Raw genomic sequence first — 16,827 nt, forward strand, 5'->3', positions numbered from 1 at the left:
CCGGTGGCGCGCCGCGAACGGCGGCCGCCGACGGATTTGTTCGGCGCCTCAGCGCAGGCCCAGCTCGCCCCAGATGCGCATCACCCCGCGGCGCTCGGCCGCGAACTGCTCGCCACCGACCGTGCCCGCCTGCTTCTGCAGGGCCTGGCGGTGCGCCGCGGCGCGGTAGGCCTTGTAGGCTTCCTGCAGCAGGGCGACGTCTTCGGCGGGGATCAGGCCGGCATCACGCAGACCGTCGAGAATGCGCATATTGTCGGTGAAACGCAGCAACTGCGGGTGTTCTCGCGACCACGCCAGGGCCGCGTATTGCACCATAAATTCAATATCGACGATACCTCCGGCGTCCTGCTTCAGATCGAAGGAAGTCGCCGCCTCGAAGGCATTGGCCGCGGTGCCGGCGGCGGTCGCCGGGCTGCCGAGGTTGTCGCGCATCTTCGCGCGCATCTCGCTGACTTCGCCGCGCAGGGTGGCCAGGTCGCGCGGGCGGCCGAGCACCGTGGCGCGTACCCGCTCGAAGGCGGCGCCCACCCGCGGGCAGCCGACCAGCACGCGGGCGCGCACCAGCGCCTGGTGTTCCCAGGTCCAGGCCTCGCCCTCCTGGTAGCGCGCGAAGGCGCCCAGGGAGCTGACCAGCAGGCCGGCGGCACCGGACGGACGCAGGCGCATGTCCACCTCGTAGAGCTGCCCCGAGGTGGTCTGGGTGGTCAGCAGGTGGATGATGCGCTGGCCCAGGCGGGCGAAGAACTGCGCACCGTCGATCGGCTTGGCGCCGTCGGTCTCGGCCTGGGAGTCGCCGTCGTGGATGAACACCAGGTCCAGGTCGGAACCGTGGCCCAGCTCGATGCCGCCGACCTTGCCGTAGCCGACGATGATGAAGTCCGGGTCGCACTGGCTGCCGTCGGCGCGTTTCGGCGTGCCGTGCTTGGCCACCGTGTGGCGCCAGGCCAGGGCCAGCACTTGTTCGAGGATGGCCTCGGCCAGCCAGGTCAGGTAGTCGCTGACCTTCATCAGCGGCAGGGTGCCGGCAATCTCCGAGGCGGCCACGCGCAGGCGGTGGGCCAGCTTGAAGTGGCGCAGGGCCTCCATCTGCTGCTCCAGGTCGTCCTCGGGGATGCGCGTCAGGCGCTCGCGCAGCTCGGCGGAGAGCTCCTCGCCCTGAGGCGGGCTGAACAGCCGGCCCTCGTTGAGCAGCTCATCGAGCAGCAGCGGGAAGCGGCTGATCTGCTCGGCGATCCACGGGCTGGCCGCGCACAGGTTGAGCAGGCGCTGCAGCGCCGAAGGGTTCTCGGTGAGCAGCACCAGGTAGGCCGAGCGCCGCGCCACCGCCTCGACCAGCGGCAGCACGCGCTCCAGCACCAGATCCGGGTTGGCATGCTCCACCGCCTGGGCCAGCAGGCGCGGAATAAAGGCATCCAGGCGCTCGCGCCCGAGGCGCTGCATGGTGCGCACCTGCGAGCCGCCGCGCAGGTCGACCAGGCGCTTGAGCGCCGCCGCCGGATCACTGAAACCGGCCTCGGCCAGCTGGCGGCAGGCCGTCTCCTCGTCCAGCGCCTCCTCCCACAGCGGCAGCCACTCGCCACCGATGCCCACCTCGGCCTCGGCGCCCTCCTCTTCGTCCGGGTCGGCGATGACCTGGCGGAAGTGCCACTCGATACGCCCGCGCCAAACCATCAGCTGCTCGTGGAACGCGGCCCAGGAGTCGAAACCCATGATGCAGGCGACCCGCAGGCGGTCCTGCTCGTTGTCCGGCAGCATCTGCGTCTGCCGGTCGGCGATGGCCTGCAGGGCGTGCTCGACATAGCGCAGGAACTCGTAGCCCTGGCGCATCTCGGCGATAACCGCCGGCGGCAGGTAGCCCTGCCCTTCCAGGGTGGCCAGCACCCTGAGCAGCGGCCGCTGCTGCAGGCTGAGGTCGCGACCGCCGTGGATCAGCTGGAAGGCCTGGGCGATGAACTCGATCTCGCGAATGCCGCCGGAGCCCAGCTTGATGTTGTCGGCCATGCCCTTGCGCCGCACTTCCTGCTGGATCAGCAGCTTCATCGCGCGCAGCGCCTCGATGGCGGAGAAGTCCAGGTAACGCCGGTAGACGAACGGCCGCAGCATCTCCAGCAGCTGCCGGCCGGATTCCTGGTCGCCACCAACCACCCGCGCCTTGATCATCGCGTAGCGTTCCCAGTCGCGACCCTGATCCTGGTAGTACTGCTCCAGGGCATTGAAGCTGAGCACCAGAGCGCCGGACGAGCCATAGGGGCGCAGGCGCATGTCGACGCGGAACACGAAGCCCTCGACGGTGGTGGCATCCAGCGCCTTGATCAGGCGCTGCCCCAGGCGGATGAAGAACTCCTGGTTGTCCAGTGAGCGCTTGACCCCCTCGGTCTCGCCGCCCTCGGCATAGCCGAAGATCAGGTCGATATCCGAGGACAGGTTCAGCTCATGGGCGCCCAGCTTGCCCATGCCCAGTACCACCAGATGCTGGGGCAGGCCACTGCGTCGGCCGATCGGCGTGCCGAACTGGGCGCAGTGCTGCGGGTACAGCCACTGGTAGGCCAGGTCGATGCAGGCATCGGCCAGGTCGGACAGATCGCGGCAGGTCTCGCCCAGGTCGGCCAGGCGATTGACGTCGCGCCAGATGATGCGCAGCTGCTGGCGATTGCGAAAACGCCGCAGGCGCCGGGCCAGCTCGTCCTCATCGGCGCAGTCGAGCAGGCAGGCCTGCAGCTGGCCGCGCAGCTCCCCCGGCGCCAGCGCGCGCTCCAGCTCGCCGCTGCCCGCCAGTTCCGGCAGCAGCGAACCATCACGCTGCACCTGCTGATAGACGAAGTCACTGAGAGCACACGCGCGCTGCCAGGCGGCCTCGCGCGCGGCGGGCCAGCCCGCGGGCTGCAGGGCACTGGCGCGATGGGCGAGGGGCTGAAGCGGGGCCGGCAAGGCGGCCAATGACGGCAGGCTCATGGTCTATCCTTGGGAGCGGAACGCGGCACTCGGCGCTGGCCGGCGCCGCCTTCCGGCGGTCGAATACTTGTAGTTTTACTACTAAAGATTGTGTCTCAAGCACTGCGCGAGCCGTCGATTTGTAGTAAAACTACAGACAGCCGGTCTAACCCCGGCAACAACGACTTTAACGTAGCCCGCCCAAAAAGCGTGCACGAGCCCAGGCTTTCCGATTCTGGAAGCCTTTCCGCCCTGGAGCAAGCCATGCAAGACCTTGATCCCGTCGAAACCCAGGAGTGGCTGGACGCCCTGGAATCCGTTCTCGACCAAGAGGGCGAAAAACGCGCCCACTACCTGCTGACCCGCATGGGTGAACTGGCCACCCGCAGCGGCACCCAGCTGCCCTATGCGATCACCACGCCCTACCGCAACACCATCCCGGTCGGCCATGAGGCACGCATGCCCGGCGACCTGTTCATGGAGCGGCGGATCCGCTCGCTGGTGCGCTGGAACGCACTGGCCATGGTGATGCGCACCAACCTGAAAGACCCGGACCTGGGCGGCCACATCTCCAGCTTCGCCTCCAGCGCCACCCTCTACGACATCGGCTTCAACTACTTCTTCCAGGCCCCGACCGAAGAACACGGCGGCGACCTGATCTTCTTCCAGGGCCATGCCTCGCCGGGCGTGTATGCCCGCGCCTTCATGGAAGGGCGAATCAGCGAAGAACAGATGAACAACTTCCGCCAGGAAGTGGACGGCAAGGGCCTGTCCTCCTACCCGCACCCCTGGCTGATGCCGGACTTCTGGCAGTTCCCCACCGTATCCATGGGTCTGGGCCCGATCCAGGCGATCTACCAGGCGCGCTTCATGAAGTACCTGGAAAGCCGCGGTTTCATCCCCGCAGGCAAGCAGAAGGTCTGGTGTTTCATGGGCGACGGCGAGTGCGACGAGCCGGAATCCCTCGGCGCCATCTCCCTGGCCGGCCGCGAGAAGCTGGACAACCTGATCTTCGTCATCAACTGCAACCTGCAGCGCCTGGACGGCCCGGTGCGCGGCAACGGCAAGATCATCCAGGAGCTGGAAGGCGTGTTCCGCGGCGCCGAATGGAACGTCAACAAGGTCATCTGGGGCCGCTTCTGGGACCCGCTGCTGGCCAAGGACAAGGACGGCATCCTGCAACGCCGGATGGACGAGGTGGTCGACGGCGACTACCAGAACTACAAGGCCAAAGACGGCGCCTTCGTGCGCGAACACTTCTTCAACAGCCCCGAGCTGAAGGAGATGGTCAAGGACCTCTCCGACCAGGAAATCTGGAACCTCAACCGCGGCGGCCACGACCCGTACAAGATGTACGCAGCCTACCACCAGGCGGTCAACCACAAGGGCCAGCCGACCGTGGTCCTGGCCAAGACCATCAAGGGCTACGGCACCGGTGCCGGTGAAGCGAAGAACACCGCGCACAACACCAAGAAGGTCGATGTCGACAGCCTGAAGAAATTCCGCGACCGCTTCGACATCCCGGTCAAGGACGAGGAGCTGGAGAACCTGCCCTTCGTCAAACCCGAGCCCGGCAGCGCCGAGGCGCGCTACCTGCAGGAGCGCCGCGACAAGCTCGGCGGCTTCGTGCCGCAGCGCCGCGCGCAGAGCTTCAGCATCCCCACGCCGCCGCTGGACACCCTCAAGGCCATCCTCGACGGCACCGGCGAGCGCGACATCTCCACCACCATGGCCTTCGTGCGCATCCTCGCCCAGCTGGTCAAGGACAAGGACCTGGGCTCGCGCATCGTGCCCATCGTGCCGGACGAGGCGCGCACCTTCGGCATGGAAGGCATGTTCCGCCAGCTCGGCATCTACTCCTCGGTCGGCCAGCTGTACGAGCCGGTGGATAAAGACCAGGTGATGTTCTACCGCGAGGACAAGAAGGGCCAGATCCTCGAGGAAGGCATCAACGAGGCCGGCGCCATGTCCAGCTGGATCGCCGCCGGCACCTCGTACTCCACCCACAACCAGCCGATGCTGCCGTTCTACATCTTCTATTCGATGTTCGGCTTCCAGCGCATCGGCGACCTGGCCTGGGCCGCCGGCGACAGCCGCGCCCGCGGCTTCCTGATCGGCGGCACCGCCGGGCGCACCACCCTCAACGGCGAAGGCCTGCAGCACGAGGACGGCCACAGCCACATCCTCGCCGCGACCATCCCCAACTGCCGCACCTTCGACCCGACCTACGCCTACGAGCTGGCGGTGATCATCCGCCACGGCATCAAGGCGATGACCGAAGAGCAGCAGAACGTCTTCTACTACATCACCGTGATGAACGAGGCCTACGCCCAGCCGGCCATGCCGCAAGGGGTCGAGGAAGGCATCATCAAGGGCATGTACCTGCTCGAAGAGGACAAGCGCGAAGCGGCCCACCATGTGCAGCTGCTGGGCAGCGGCACCATCCTGCGCGAAGTGCGCGAGGCGGCGAAGATCCTGCGTGACGAGTTCAACATCGGCGCCGACGTGTGGAGCGTGCCGAGCTTCAACGAGCTGCGCCGCGACGGCCTGGCCGTGGAACGCTGGAACCGCCTGCATCCGGGGCAGAAGCCGCAGCAGAGCTATGTCGAGCAGTGCCTGAGCGGGCGCAAGGGCCCGGTGGTGGCCAGCACCGACTACATGAAGCTGTTCGCCGAGCAGATCCGCCAGTGGGTGCCGAGCAAGGAATACAAGGTGCTCGGCACCGACGGCTTCGGCCGCAGCGACTCGCGGCAGAAGCTGCGCCACTTCTTCGAGGTGGACCGTTACTGGGTCGCGCTGACCGCCCTGGAGGCCCTCGCCGAGCGCGGCGAGATCGACGCCAAGGTGGTGGCCGAGGCCATCGTCAAGTTCGGGCTCAACCCCGACAAAGCCAACCCGCTGGATTGCTGAGGAGCTGAGCGATGAGTGAATTGATTCGCGTGCCCGACCTCGGCGGTGAAGGCGAGGTCATTGAACTGCTGGTCAAGGTCGGCGACCGTGTCGAGGCCGAGCAGAGCATCCTGACCCTGGAGTCCGACAAGGCCTCCATGGAAGTCCCCGTGCCCAAGGCCGGGGTGATCAAGGAACTGAAAGTCAAACTGGGCGACCGCCTCAAGGAAGGCGATGAGCTGCTGGTGCTGGAAGTCGAGGGCGCTGCCCCGGCCGCCGAACCAGCTGCGGCCCCTGCTGTGGCCGAAGCGCCCAAGGCCGCCGAACCGGCCCCCGTGTCTGTCGCCGCTCCCGCAGCGGCTCCGGCCGCCGCCAGCGTGCAGGACGTGCATGTGCCGGACATCGGCACGACCGGCAAGGTCAAGGTCATCGAAGTCATGGTCAAGGCCGGCGACAGCATCGAAGCCGATCAGTCGCTGATCACCCTGGAGTCGGACAAGGCCAGCATGGAGATCCCCGCGCCGGCCGCCGGCGTGGTGGAGGAAGTGCTGGTCAAGCTGGACGCCGAAGTCGGCACCGGCGACCTGATCCTCAAGCTGCGCGTGGCAGGCGGCGCTGCGTCAGCATCCGCCCCGCAAGTGGCCGCTGCTGCGCCAGCCCCGGCTCCTGCTGCCTCGGCGCCGGTACACAGCACTCCGGCCGGTGCCGCACCGGCCGTGGTGGCGGAAGTCGGCGCCATCGCCGCGCTGTCCGCCGCGGCAGCCGCCGTGGCCAACGCCCCGGCCAGCCGTGACGGCAGCAAGGTACACGCCGGCCCCGCCGTGCGCCTGATCGCCCGCGAGTTCGGCGTCGACCTGGCCGCGATCAGCGGCAGCGGGCCGAAAGGACGCATCCTCAAGGAAGACGTGCAGGCCTATGTACAGGCCATGCTGAAGAAGGCCAAGGAAGCGCCGGCCGGCGCCAGCGGCGGCATGGGTATCCCGCCGATTCCGATCGTGGACTTCAGCAAGTTCGGCGCCATCGAAGAAGTGCCGATGACCCGCCTGATGCAGGTCGGTGCCGCCAACCTGCATCGCAGCTGGCTCAACGTGCCGCACGTGACCCAGTTCGACAACGCCGACATCACCGAGCTGGAAGCCTTCCGTGTGGCGCAGAAGGCGGTGGCGGAGAAGGCCGGCGTCAAGCTCACCGTGCTGCCGCTGCTGCTCAAGGCCTGCGCCTACCTGCTGCGCGAACTGCCGGACTTCAACAGCTCGCTGGCACCCAGCGGCAAGGCGCTGATCCGCAAGAAGTACGTGCACATCGGCTTCGCCGTGGACACCCCGGACGGCCTGCTGGTGCCGGTGATCCGCGACGTCGACCAGAAGAGCCTGCTGCAACTGGCTGCCGAGGCCGCCGAACTGGCGGAGAAGGCGCGCACCAAGAAGCTCTCGGCGGATGCCATGCAGGGCGCCTGCTTCACCATCTCCAGCCTCGGCCACATTGGCGGCACCGGCTTCACGCCGATCGTCAACGCGCCGGAAGTGGCGATCCTCGGCGTGAGCAAGGCGACCATGCAGCCGGTGTGGGACGGCAAGGCGTTCCAGCCGCGCCTGACCCTGCCGCTGTCGCTGTCCTACGACCACCGGGTGATCAACGGCGCCGCCGCCGCGCGCTTCACCAAGCGCCTCGGCGAAGTGCTCGGCGATATCCGCACCATGCTCCTGTAACGGCGTGACCCAAGCCGCCATGTCCTGCCGGGCATGGCGGCTTTTTTGTGCGCGCACGATTTGCCCGGCTGCGCGGCAATCGTCCAGGCCGGTCATCCACCCGGACCGGCCTCGCGTCAGCGACACCTGGCAGGATCGCCGGCAGGCTCTAAGGTTTTATGACCAGCCCACGCAGTGTGGAGGGAGCATGGAGATTCGCATCGTCGCCATCGAGAGTCAGCCTCCGGTATGGAGGGTCTACCTCAACAGCTCGTTCATCGTCTGCCACAGCGCGGCCGCGGCGCGGGACACCGCGCAGCGAGCCCTGGCCAGCAGCCGGCCATCCTGGCGCCAGCTGCTCGGCCGGCCGCGCAACCGATGGGGTACCGACCGCGCGCCCTTCATCGTGCTCTAGCAAGCTGCTGAAAAACTACCTGCGTTGCCATCGCGGCGTTAAAAACACCAGGCCCGGAGTGCCGGGCCTTGGTGGCAGAGCGCTCAGCTCTTCTGCAGATTGCGGATCAGGAAGCTGATCGCCTTGGCCAGTTCGGCCGCGCCGTCATGGTCACGCAGCACGCGCAGCCACGGGCTGCCATCGGCCGGGTTCTGCAGCACGCAGACGATGCCGCTGGCCGGGCATTCGTAGCGGATGTAGGGGTCGAGACCGAACACCGACAGGCGCTGGTTGCTCACGGTCAGGCCGGCGCCCTTCTCCGCCCGCAACTCCTGGCGCACCAGCAGTTCGCCCGGCGCGGAAACGCTCAGCTGATAGCGCAGGTCGCTGCGCTGCGCCTGGCCCACCTGGTAGGCGGCACGCAGGGCATAGGTGTCGAGCAGAGCGTTGCTGTGGGCCAGCAGCGCCTTGCGCTCGTCACTGGTCAGGTACAGGCGCTTGAGCTCGCTCAGGTAACGTCCCTGCTCGTCGCCACCCAGCTGAGCCTCGGCCGCCGTCACCGCCGTGGAAGTGGCGGCGCCACCCAGGCTCAGCAACAGCAATAACCCGCTCAGTCTTCTTGTCAGTCCCAGCCGCATAATGCACCCTTGCCGAACTTGATTGATGACACAGGCTCCTGGCCTGAACCCCGGCAGCATACTGGAAGCCAACCGCTTGATGAAAAGCCATCCCGATGCTGCCAGCCGTAAGGCAGCCGAGGTTGTGACGCAGTTGCCAGTGCCCTCGCGGCTCGGCATGCTGCGCTTCGAGCGCTTGAACGAACCGAGCTGGACCCTGCTCTACCTCGACCCGGCCTGCGAACGCCAGCTCGGCGTGGCCGCCAGCGAGCTGTGCAGCCTGCTCGACTCGCCCTTCGCCAGCCTGATGGAGCCGCAGGCGCGCTACCACCTGCACGACCAGATCCAGCAGCAACTGGCCAGCCTGCCGCACTACTCGGTGCACTACAGCCTGCACACGCCGCACGGCCCACTCAACCTGCTGGAAATCGGCGAGCTGTTCCAGCAGCACAACCATGCACTGCTGCGCGGCTACCTGATGGTCACCGCCGAGGCCGGCGCGCCGCACGCAGAGCGCCAGGCCCAGCTGGAGGCGCAGAACAGCCGCCTGCAAAGCTCCCTGGAGCTCTACCAGCGCTCCCAGGAAGACCACCTGCAACACCTGATGCGCTCGCGTGCCCAGCAGAGCCTGATCGTGCGCCTGGCGCGGCATCGCTACAACGCGCTGGCGCCGCTCAAGGAAGCCGCCGAGCTGATCACCCAGGCCGCCTGCGAAACCTATGAAGTGGCCCGCGCCAGCATCTGGCAGCTGCGCGGCAGCCTCCTGGAGCCGGTGGCCCTGTACCGCCGCGACCTCGGCCGCCACGAGCTGCCCGCCAGCATCGATGCCAGCCAGTTCCCCCACTACCTCGAAGCCCTGCACGGCGGCCGCGCCATCGACGCGCACAATGCCCTGCGCGACCCGCGCACCGCCGAACTGGCGCACAGCCACCTGCAGGCGCTGGACATCGGCGCCCTGCTCGACGCCAGCATCCGCCTGGGCGGCGAGGTGGTCGGCGTGCTGTGCCTGGAACACGTCGGCGCCACCCGGGAGTGGCAGGCCGACGAGATCGCCTTCGCCGGCGAGCTGGCCGATCAGTTCGCCCAGGTCATGAGCACCCAGCAGCGCCGCGATGCCACCAGCGCCCTGCACCTGTTCCAGCGCGCCGTCGAGCAGAGCGCCAGCGCCTTCCTGCTGGTCGACCGCGACGGCCGGGTGGAATACGTCAACCCCAGCTTCACCTCGATCACCCAGTACGGGGTCGACGAGGTCCAGGGCCGGCTCATCGCCGAACTGCCAGCGCTGGAGAACCTCGGCGACCTGCTGTTCGACGCCCAGTCCAGCCTGGCCGAGCGCAATAGCTGGCAGGGCGAATTCCGCAGCCGGCGCAAGAACTTCGAGCCGTACTGGGGCCAGCTGTCGATCTCCAAGGTGTACAACGACGACGGTGAGCTGACCCACTACATCGGCATCTACGAAGACATCACCCAGAGCAAGCTGGCCCAGCAGCGCATCGAGCGCCTGGCCTACAATGACAACCTCACCGGCCTGGGCAACCGCCCCTACTTCATCCGCGGCCTGGAGGAGCGCTTCGCGCGCGGCAACGGCCAGCCGTTCTGCCTGCTGCTGGTGGACATCGACAACTTCAAGCGGATCAACGACAGCCTCGGCCACCAGACCGGCGACAAGCTGCTGCTCAGCCTGGCCCGGCGCCTGCGCAACAGCCTGGCGCAGGACACCAGCCTGGCGCGCTTCGCCAGCAACGAATTCGCCGTGCTGCTCGATGGCGCCGACGAGCCGCAGGGCCTGCGCCTGGCCGCCGAACTGCTGCAGATCCTCGACAAACCGCTGTTCGTCGACAACCAGCTGATCAACATCACCGGCTCGCTCGGCCTGGCCTGCGCCCCCGGCCACGGCGACGATCCGCACAGCCTGATGAAGCACGCCGGCCTGGCCCTGCACAAGGCCAAGGCCAACGGCAAGCACCAGGTGCAGGTGTTCACCGAGGCGCTGAACGCCGAGGCGCACTACAAGCTGTTCGTCGAGAACAACCTGCGCCGCGCCCTGACCCAGAACGAGCTGGAGGTCTACTACCAGCCCAAGCTGTGCCTGAAGAGCGGCCAGCTCATCGGCCTGGAGGCCCTGCTGCGCTGGCAGCACCCGGAGAAGGGCATGATCAGCCCCGACCAGTTCATCGGCGTGGCCGAGGAAACCGGCCTGATCATCCCCATCGGCAAGTGGGTGGCGCGCCAGGCCTGCCGCGCCAGCCTGGAGCTGGCAGCGCTCGGCATGGGCCAGATCCAGGTGGCGATCAACCTGTCGCCCAAGCAGTTCACCGACCCCGATCTGGTCGGCTCGATCGCCGCCATCCTCGACGAGGAGCAGCTGCCGCCGCATCTGCTGGAGCTGGAGCTGACCGAGAGCCTGCTGCTCGAAGGCAGCGCCGACACCCGCGAGCAGATCGCCCGCCTCAAGGCCCTCGGCCTGACCCTGGCGATGGACGACTTCGGCACCGGCTACTCCTCGCTGAGCTACCTGAAGAAGTTCCCGATCGACGTGATCAAGATCGACCGCAGCTTCATCAAGGACATCCCGGACAACCAGGACGACATGGAAATCACCGCCGCGGTGATCGCCATGGCCCACAACCTGCGCCTCAAGGTGGTCGCCGAAGGCGTCGAGACCGCCGCCCAGCTGGCTTTCCTGCGCCGCCAGCACTGCGACGTCGGCCAGGGCTTCCTGTTCGACCGGCCGATCCCCGGCCGCGAGCTGATCGACAGCCTGCGCCGCTACCCCTGCCGCAGCGGCGCAGACTGAGCCCTGCGCGGCAACCCTCGCCACGTCCATCCGCCAAGCGCGACAGGCCGCCGCCACAGGGTAGACTGTAGCCATCACCCGTTGCTCCGAGACTCCCGCCATGGTCCTGCGCTCGCAAATCCTCGCCCACAAGCTCGAACTGCCGACGGCCGAACAGGCCCTGCCCGGTCGCGCCACGCCCATGCCGGTGCCGGCCCAGCACCATGTCAACGGCAACCCGCTCAAGCCGCCCTTCCCCGCCGGCCTGCAGCAGGCAGTGTTCGCCCTCGGCTGTTTCTGGGGCGCCGAGCGACGTTTCTGGCAGCAGCCCGGGGTGTGGAGCACGGCGGTGGGCTACGCCGGCGGCCATACGCCGAACCCGAGCTATGAGGAAGTCTGCTCCGGCCTGACCGGGCACACCGAAGTGGTGCTGGTGGTGTTCGACCCGCGGCAGACCAGCTACGAGCAGCTGCTCAAGGTGTTCTGGGAGGCGCACAACCCGACCCAGGGCATGCGCCAGGGCAACGACATCGGCACCCAGTACCGCTCGGCCATCTACTGCAGCGACGCGGCCCAGCTGCAGGCCGCGCAGGTCAGCCAGGCGATGTTCCAGGGCCAGCTGGAAAAGGCCGGCTTCGGCCCGATCACCACCGAAATCGCCGCAGCGCCGCCCTTCTACTATGCCGAGGGCTACCACCAGCAGTACCTGGCGAAGAACCCCGGCGGTTATTGCGGGCTGGGCGGCACGGGCGTGTGCCTGCCCGCCTGAGAAACGCTTACACTCACGGGCAGTCCGCCCGCGCAGGGAGGGCCACTCATTCCAGCCAGGAGTCCGAGCCCACGGCCAGCCATGCACAAGCCGCGCTTTTCCGATATCCACGAGATCCCGCCCAAAGCCTTCAGCCCGAGCGCCCTGGCCCTGCAGATCGGCCCCTGGCTGCTGATCGGCGCGGCGCTCTGGGGTGGTCTGCCGCTGTGGATCGCCCTGCCCTGTGGCGCCATCCTCAGCCTCGGCCTGCTACCGGCGCTGGCCACCGCGACCCACTGGCCGGCGCTGATGCAGCCGCGCCCGGCCATCTCCGCCCCACCCGACTGGCTGGCGCCGCTGGCCGCCGAGCTGGGCGCCCATAGCGCCGCGCAGGCGCAGCAGCTCGCACAGCTGCAGCACCAGCTGCACGCCCAGGCGGCCGCCCAGCAGCAGCCGTGGCGCACCCTGGCCGAGCAACTGGCCGGGCAGTGCACCCAGGCCGCGCAGGTGCTGGCACCCGTGCAGACGGCCGAGCGCGAGACGCGGGGCGATGCGCAGGCCAGCCACACCGCCCTCGCCACGCTGAGCGCCAGCCTGCAGCAAAGCCGCGAGCAGGCCGACGAGCTGGCCGGGCACATGCGCCGGATCAGCGGCCAGGCCGAGGCGATCCTGCGCGCCAGCGACGACATGGACTCGATTGCCAAGCAGACCAACCTGCTGGCCCTGAATGCCGCCATCGAGGCGGCGCGGGCCGGTGCCAGCGGGCGCGGCTTCGCCGTGGTCGCCGACGAGGTGCGCGCCCTATCCAGCCGCTCGGCCGACTTCTCCCAAGAGATCCGCCGTACGGTGGTCGGCATGCGCGACGACCTGCAGCGGGCCGACCAGCACGCCAGCAGCCTGGCCCAGGCCGACCATTCGACCGCCGAGAACGCCCGACAGCAGATCGCCGGGCACCTGACGGCGCAGGCCCGGCAATACGCCCAGGCCCTGGACGCCGTCGCCCAGCTGGAGGCCCTGCTGCAGGCCGCGGAAAACCAGGCCAACGCCATCCACCCGGCGCCACTGGACGCCGGCGCGGTGAGCGAGCTGCAGCAACACTGTCAGGCACTCGGGCAACTGGCCGGGCAGCTGCAACAACGGGCCACGGACGTCGGCTAGGCGCCGCTCAGGACTACGCGCCGGGCAGGCTCACGCCCGGGGCCTGCCCGGCCTGGCGCACCCGACCGGGCTTTGCGCCTACTTCTCTTCCACCAGCCAGTCCAGGCGCCAGTCGCCCTGGCTTTGCGCCAGCTTGCCGGCCAGCCAGGGCAGCAGCTGTTTCAGCTCCTCTTCCAGGCCCCAGGGCGGGTTGGCGATGGCCAGGCCGGAGCCGGCCAGGCGACTGGCGTCGTCGGGGGCATGCACGAACAGCTCGACGCGCAGCAGCTTGGGTGCGCTGGACTTGCCCAGCGCCTGATAGAAACGCTTGAGCTGGCGCTCGTCCTTGATCGGGTACCAGATGGCGACCACGGTCTGGCGCATGCGGCCGATGGCCTCGTCCAGCGCGGTCACGCAGCGCTCCAACTCGTCGGCCTGCTCGAACGGCGGGTCGATCAGCAGCAGGGCGCGCTTTTCCGCCACCGGCAGCAGGGCGCGCGGCACGTGCCAGCCCTCGCCCAGGTGCACGGCCACGCGGCGGTCGCCCTTCATGTTGTCCTTGAGCAGCTGGCCGTCCTGCGGGTGCTTCTCGTTGAGCAGCACGCGATCCTGCAGGCGCGTCAGCTGGCGGGCCAGCTCCGGCGAGCCGGGGTAGTAGCGCAGCTGATCGTCCGGGTTGAGTGCGTGCAGCACGCCGAAGTAGTCGGCGCACAGCTCGGGCAGGTCCGGCGCCTGCCACAGGCGGGCGATGCCCTCCAGCCATTCGCCGGTGCGGCTGGCCTGGTCGCCCTGGAGGTCGTAGAGGCCGACCCCGGCGTGACTGTCGATGCAGACGAACGGCGCCTCCTTGCGCGACAGCAGGGCGATCAGGCGGCTCAGGGTGATGTGCTTGAGCACGTCGGCGTGGTTGCCGGCGTGGAAGGCGTGACGGTAGTTCATGGCAATTTCCTCGCGAGGCGCGGATTGTAGCTCGAAGGGACGACGCGGGCAGGTTCTGGCAAGCCATCAGGCGTATGAATCTTGCTAGGCGCTCTCTATTCACGGCCTTAGACTTCAAGAAGATCCCACCGGAGACGAGTTCCATGTCCGAGACCCTGCTCAGTTCCCGCAACCTGGCCTTCGAACTCTACGAAGTGCTGGACGCCCAAGCCCTGACCCAGCGCGAGCGCTTCGCCGAGCACAACCGCGAAACCTTCGATGCGGCGATTGCCACCGCCCGCGGTATCGCCGAAGAGCTGTTCGCCCCGCACAACCGCAAGAACGACGAGCATGAGCCGCAGTATGTGGACGGCGCCGCCGTGCTGATCCCGGAAGTGGCGCCGGCCCTGCGTGCCTTCCACGAGGCCGGCTTCCTCAACGCCACCCGCGACTTCGACCACGGCGGCATGCAGCTGCCCAACCTGCTGTCGCAGGCCTGCTTCGCCCACTTTCAGGCGGCCAACATCGCCACCAGCTCCTACTCGATGCTGACCATGGGCGTGGCCAACCTGATCGAAGCCTTCGGCAGCGACGAGCAGAAGGCCCACTACCTGCAGCCGATCATCGACGGCCGCTTCTTCGGCACCATGGGCCTGACCGAGCCGCACGCCGGCTCCTCGCTGTCGGACATCCGCAGCAAGGCCGAGCCCCACGCCGACGGCAGCTACCGGATCAAGGGCAACAAGATCTTCATCTCCGGCGGCGACCAGCCGATCTCCGAGAACATCGTGCACATGGTGCTGGCCAAGCTGCCGGACGCGCCGCCCGGGGTGAAGGGCATCAGCCTGTTCCTGGTGCCCAAGTTCCTGGTCAACGCCGACGGCTCGCTGGGCGCGCGCAACGACGTGACCCTGGCCGGCCTGTTCCACAAGATGGGCTGGCGCGGCACCACCTCCACCGCGCTGAACTTCGGTGACAACGGTGAGTGCGTCGGCTACCTGGTGGGCAAGCCGCACCACGGCCTGGCCTACATGTTCCAGATGATGAACGAGGCGCGCATCGGCGTCGGCATGGGCGCCATCATGCTCGGCTACGCCGGCTACCTGTACTCGCTGGACTACGCGCGCAACCGCCCGCAGGGGCGCCACGCCGACGGCAAGGACCCGAGCAGCCCGCAGATCTCCATCGTCGAGCATGCCGACGTGCGGCGCATGCTGCTGACCCAGAAGGCCTATGTGGAAGGCGCCTTCGACCTGGGCCTGTACGCCGCCCGCCTGTTCGACGACACCCAGACCCTGGAGACCGAGGAGCAGCGCAAGACCGCACTGGAACTGCTCGACCTGCTGACCCCGATCGTCAAATCCTGGCCGTCGGAGTTCTGCCTGAAGGCCAACGAGCTGGCGATCCAGATCCTCGGCGGCCACGGCTACACCCGCGAATACCCGGTGGAACAGTACTACCGCGACAACCGCCTCAACCCGATCCACGAAGGCACCCACGGCATCCAGTCGCTCGACCTGCTCGGACGCAAGGTGTCGATGAATGGCGGTGCGGCGCTCAAGCAGCTGCTCAAGCTGATCCACGGCACCTGCCAGCGCGCCACCGAGCATGAATCGCTCAACGCCCTGCGCCAGCCGCTGGAGCAGCTGCTGGCACGCCTGCAAACGGTGACCCTGGCCCTGCTCGGCGACCTGATGGCCGGCAAGGTCAACCAGGGCCTGGCCAACTCGGCGCTGTACCTCAAGGTGTTCGGCCACACGGTGATCGGCTGGCGCTGGCTGGAGCAGGCGATTCGCGCCGAGGAAGGCCTGGCGCGCGGCAACGCGGCGGATGCCGACTTCTATCGGGGCAAGCTGCAGGCCGCGCGCTACTTCCTGACCTGGGAAGTGCCGGGCTGCCACCACGAGCTGGCCATCCTCGAAGCGCGCGACGACACCTGCCTGGGCATGCACGACGCCTGGTTCTAAGCGCCAGTACGAATCCCTAACCCTGAGCAAGGGCCAGCTGAGGGCCAAATGGCTGACCCGACTTCAATACGCCGTAAAGGATACGCAGCAGCTTGCGCATGGCTGCGCAGACGATTTGTTTGCCAGCCTTGCCGTGGGCTCTCAGGCGCTTCGCCAGGGCATTGATCGCTATGTTGTGGGTCATTAACCGCCGGCATGTAAAGACCGGCACGGAGCCGAGCTGAGCCCGCACGGGAAATGCGCACCTGCCCTTTGTGTGTACCCGAATCCTGCAACTTGGGATTCAGTCCGGCAAAGGCGGTGATCGCCCGAGCTCTCTCGAAGTGCAGCGGATCACCCAGCTCCGCCAAAAGCAGGGCGGCCGTCCGTTCGCCAATACCGTCGATGCGGGTCAGCAGATCGCGCTTACCTCGCAGGCCTGGATCATCATCGATAGATTTGCGGATGGCGTTCAGGGTCTCGGCAATCTGCTCTTCGACACGCTGAAGCACCGCGCACCTCCATCCCCCGCCCCACCAAGCCAGTCATCGATACTGGCGCAGGCCGGGAAACCGTCAGACGGCGTCAAGTGCTCCTGACATGCCTCGGTGATTTCTCGCGCAACCGTTATCACAAACAGCGAAATCCACCAAACCATCCCCCCTATACTCGGCTCGCCACAAGAGCTGCCAAACCTTCCGGCGGAACGCTTCCCCCCTAGGCCTCCGCCACGAAAGTTTGCCCTTGCCGGCACAAGGATCGTCTGCATGCAGCCAGCTGCCA

The 16,827-nt window shown here is 67.7% G+C and carries 11 protein-coding genes; 7 read left to right on the forward strand and 4 right to left on the reverse strand.

Features of this window, described 5'->3' with window-relative positions:
* Positions 1-48 precede the first annotated feature (48 nt).
* Entirely contained in the window at positions 49-2,952 is a 2,904-nt protein-coding gene (gene glnE / locus GV001_RS19105; protein WP_160082783.1) for a bifunctional [glutamate--ammonia ligase]-adenylyl-L-tyrosine phosphorylase/[glutamate--ammonia-ligase] adenylyltransferase, read from the reverse strand.
* 243 nt (positions 2,953-3,195) lie between these two features.
* Here glnE and aceE point away from each other — a divergent pair, with 243 nt between their 5' ends.
* From aceE to GV001_RS19120, 3 genes are all read left to right on the forward strand, one after another.
* Complete coding sequence (aceE, locus tag GV001_RS19110) at positions 3,196-5,841, forward strand: pyruvate dehydrogenase (acetyl-transferring), homodimeric type (RefSeq protein WP_160082785.1); 2,646 nt, start codon at positions 3,196-3,198, stop codon at positions 5,839-5,841.
* A gap of 11 nt (positions 5,842-5,852) precedes the next feature.
* Complete coding sequence (gene aceF / locus GV001_RS19115; protein WP_160082787.1) at positions 5,853-7,529, forward strand: dihydrolipoyllysine-residue acetyltransferase; 1,677 nt, start codon at positions 5,853-5,855, stop codon at positions 7,527-7,529.
* Between the two features lie 187 nt (positions 7,530-7,716).
* On the forward strand, positions 7,717-7,923 hold the full coding sequence (locus GV001_RS19120; protein WP_160082789.1) for a hypothetical protein: 207 nt from the start codon (positions 7,717-7,719) through the stop codon (positions 7,921-7,923).
* A gap of 83 nt (positions 7,924-8,006) precedes the next feature.
* On the opposite strand, the gene GV001_RS19125 is transcribed toward GV001_RS19120, so the two are convergent.
* Positions 8,007-8,540 carry a hypothetical protein gene (locus GV001_RS19125; protein ID WP_160082791.1) on the reverse strand — a complete coding sequence of 178 codons (534 nt, stop codon included), beginning with the start codon at positions 8,538-8,540 and terminating at the stop codon, positions 8,007-8,009.
* Between the two features lie 79 nt (positions 8,541-8,619).
* On the opposite strand from GV001_RS19125, the gene GV001_RS19130 reads away from it, so the two are divergent.
* The 3 genes from GV001_RS19130 (at position 8,620) to GV001_RS20095 (ending at position 13,201) form a co-directional block, all read left to right on the forward strand.
* Positions 8,620-11,316, forward strand: coding sequence for a bifunctional diguanylate cyclase/phosphodiesterase (locus GV001_RS19130; protein ID WP_160082793.1), 2,697 nt, complete (start codon positions 8,620-8,622; stop codon positions 11,314-11,316).
* A 100-nt stretch (positions 11,317-11,416) separates the two neighbouring features.
* Positions 11,417-12,064 carry a peptide-methionine (S)-S-oxide reductase MsrA gene (gene msrA, locus GV001_RS19135; RefSeq protein WP_160082795.1) on the forward strand — a complete coding sequence of 216 codons (648 nt, stop codon included), beginning with the start codon at positions 11,417-11,419 and terminating at the stop codon, positions 12,062-12,064.
* A gap of 288 nt (positions 12,065-12,352) precedes the next feature.
* Positions 12,353-13,201, forward strand: coding sequence for a methyl-accepting chemotaxis protein (locus GV001_RS20095; protein WP_256665004.1), 849 nt, complete (start codon positions 12,353-12,355; stop codon positions 13,199-13,201).
* 78 nt (positions 13,202-13,279) lie between these two features.
* On the opposite strand, the gene GV001_RS19145 is transcribed toward GV001_RS20095, so the two are convergent.
* Complete coding sequence (locus GV001_RS19145) at positions 13,280-14,119, reverse strand: 23S rRNA (adenine(2030)-N(6))-methyltransferase RlmJ (RefSeq protein ID WP_160082797.1); 840 nt, start codon at positions 14,117-14,119, stop codon at positions 13,280-13,282.
* Between the two features lie 143 nt (positions 14,120-14,262).
* Here GV001_RS19145 and GV001_RS19150 point away from each other — a divergent pair, with 143 nt between their 5' ends.
* A complete protein-coding gene (locus GV001_RS19150; protein ID WP_160082799.1) occupies positions 14,263-16,065 on the forward strand; it encodes an acyl-CoA dehydrogenase in 1,803 nt (600 codons plus the stop codon).
* Here GV001_RS19150 and GV001_RS19155 read toward each other — a convergent pair.
* Positions 16,062-16,556, reverse strand: a complete 495-nt coding sequence (locus tag GV001_RS19155) for a transposase (RefSeq protein WP_160082801.1) — start codon at positions 16,554-16,556, stop codon at positions 16,062-16,064. The two genes, GV001_RS19150 and GV001_RS19155, sit on opposite strands and share 4 nt — an antisense overlap.
* Positions 16,557-16,827: the final 271 nt, after the last annotated feature.

Origin of the sequence: Pseudomonas sp. 8AS (genome assembly GCF_902506505.1) — a bacterium.
In the GTDB taxonomy this organism is placed as follows: domain Bacteria; phylum Pseudomonadota; class Gammaproteobacteria; order Pseudomonadales; family Pseudomonadaceae; genus Aquipseudomonas.

Excerpts from the sequence above, each read along its gene's own strand:
- glnE (WP_160082783.1), bottom strand. The coding sequence starts at position 2,952 with ATGAGCCTGCCGTCATTGGCCGCCTTGCCGGCCCCGCTTCAGCCCCTC.
- aceE (WP_160082785.1), top strand. The coding sequence starts at position 3,196 with ATGCAAGACCTTGATCCCGTCGAAACCCAGGAGTGGCTGGACGCCCTG.
- aceF (WP_160082787.1), top strand. The coding sequence starts at position 5,853 with ATGAGTGAATTGATTCGCGTGCCCGACCTCGGCGGTGAAGGCGAGGTC.
- GV001_RS19120 (WP_160082789.1), top strand. The coding sequence starts at position 7,717 with ATGGAGATTCGCATCGTCGCCATCGAGAGTCAGCCTCCGGTATGGAGG.
- GV001_RS19125 (WP_160082791.1), bottom strand. The coding sequence starts at position 8,540 with ATGCGGCTGGGACTGACAAGAAGACTGAGCGGGTTATTGCTGTTGCTG.
- GV001_RS19130 (WP_160082793.1), top strand. The coding sequence starts at position 8,620 with ATGAAAAGCCATCCCGATGCTGCCAGCCGTAAGGCAGCCGAGGTTGTG.
- msrA (WP_160082795.1), top strand. The coding sequence starts at position 11,417 with ATGGTCCTGCGCTCGCAAATCCTCGCCCACAAGCTCGAACTGCCGACG.
- GV001_RS20095 (WP_256665004.1), top strand. The coding sequence starts at position 12,353 with ATGCAGCCGCGCCCGGCCATCTCCGCCCCACCCGACTGGCTGGCGCCG.
- GV001_RS19145 (WP_160082797.1), bottom strand. The coding sequence starts at position 14,119 with ATGAACTACCGTCACGCCTTCCACGCCGGCAACCACGCCGACGTGCTC.
- GV001_RS19150 (WP_160082799.1), top strand. The coding sequence starts at position 14,263 with ATGTCCGAGACCCTGCTCAGTTCCCGCAACCTGGCCTTCGAACTCTAC.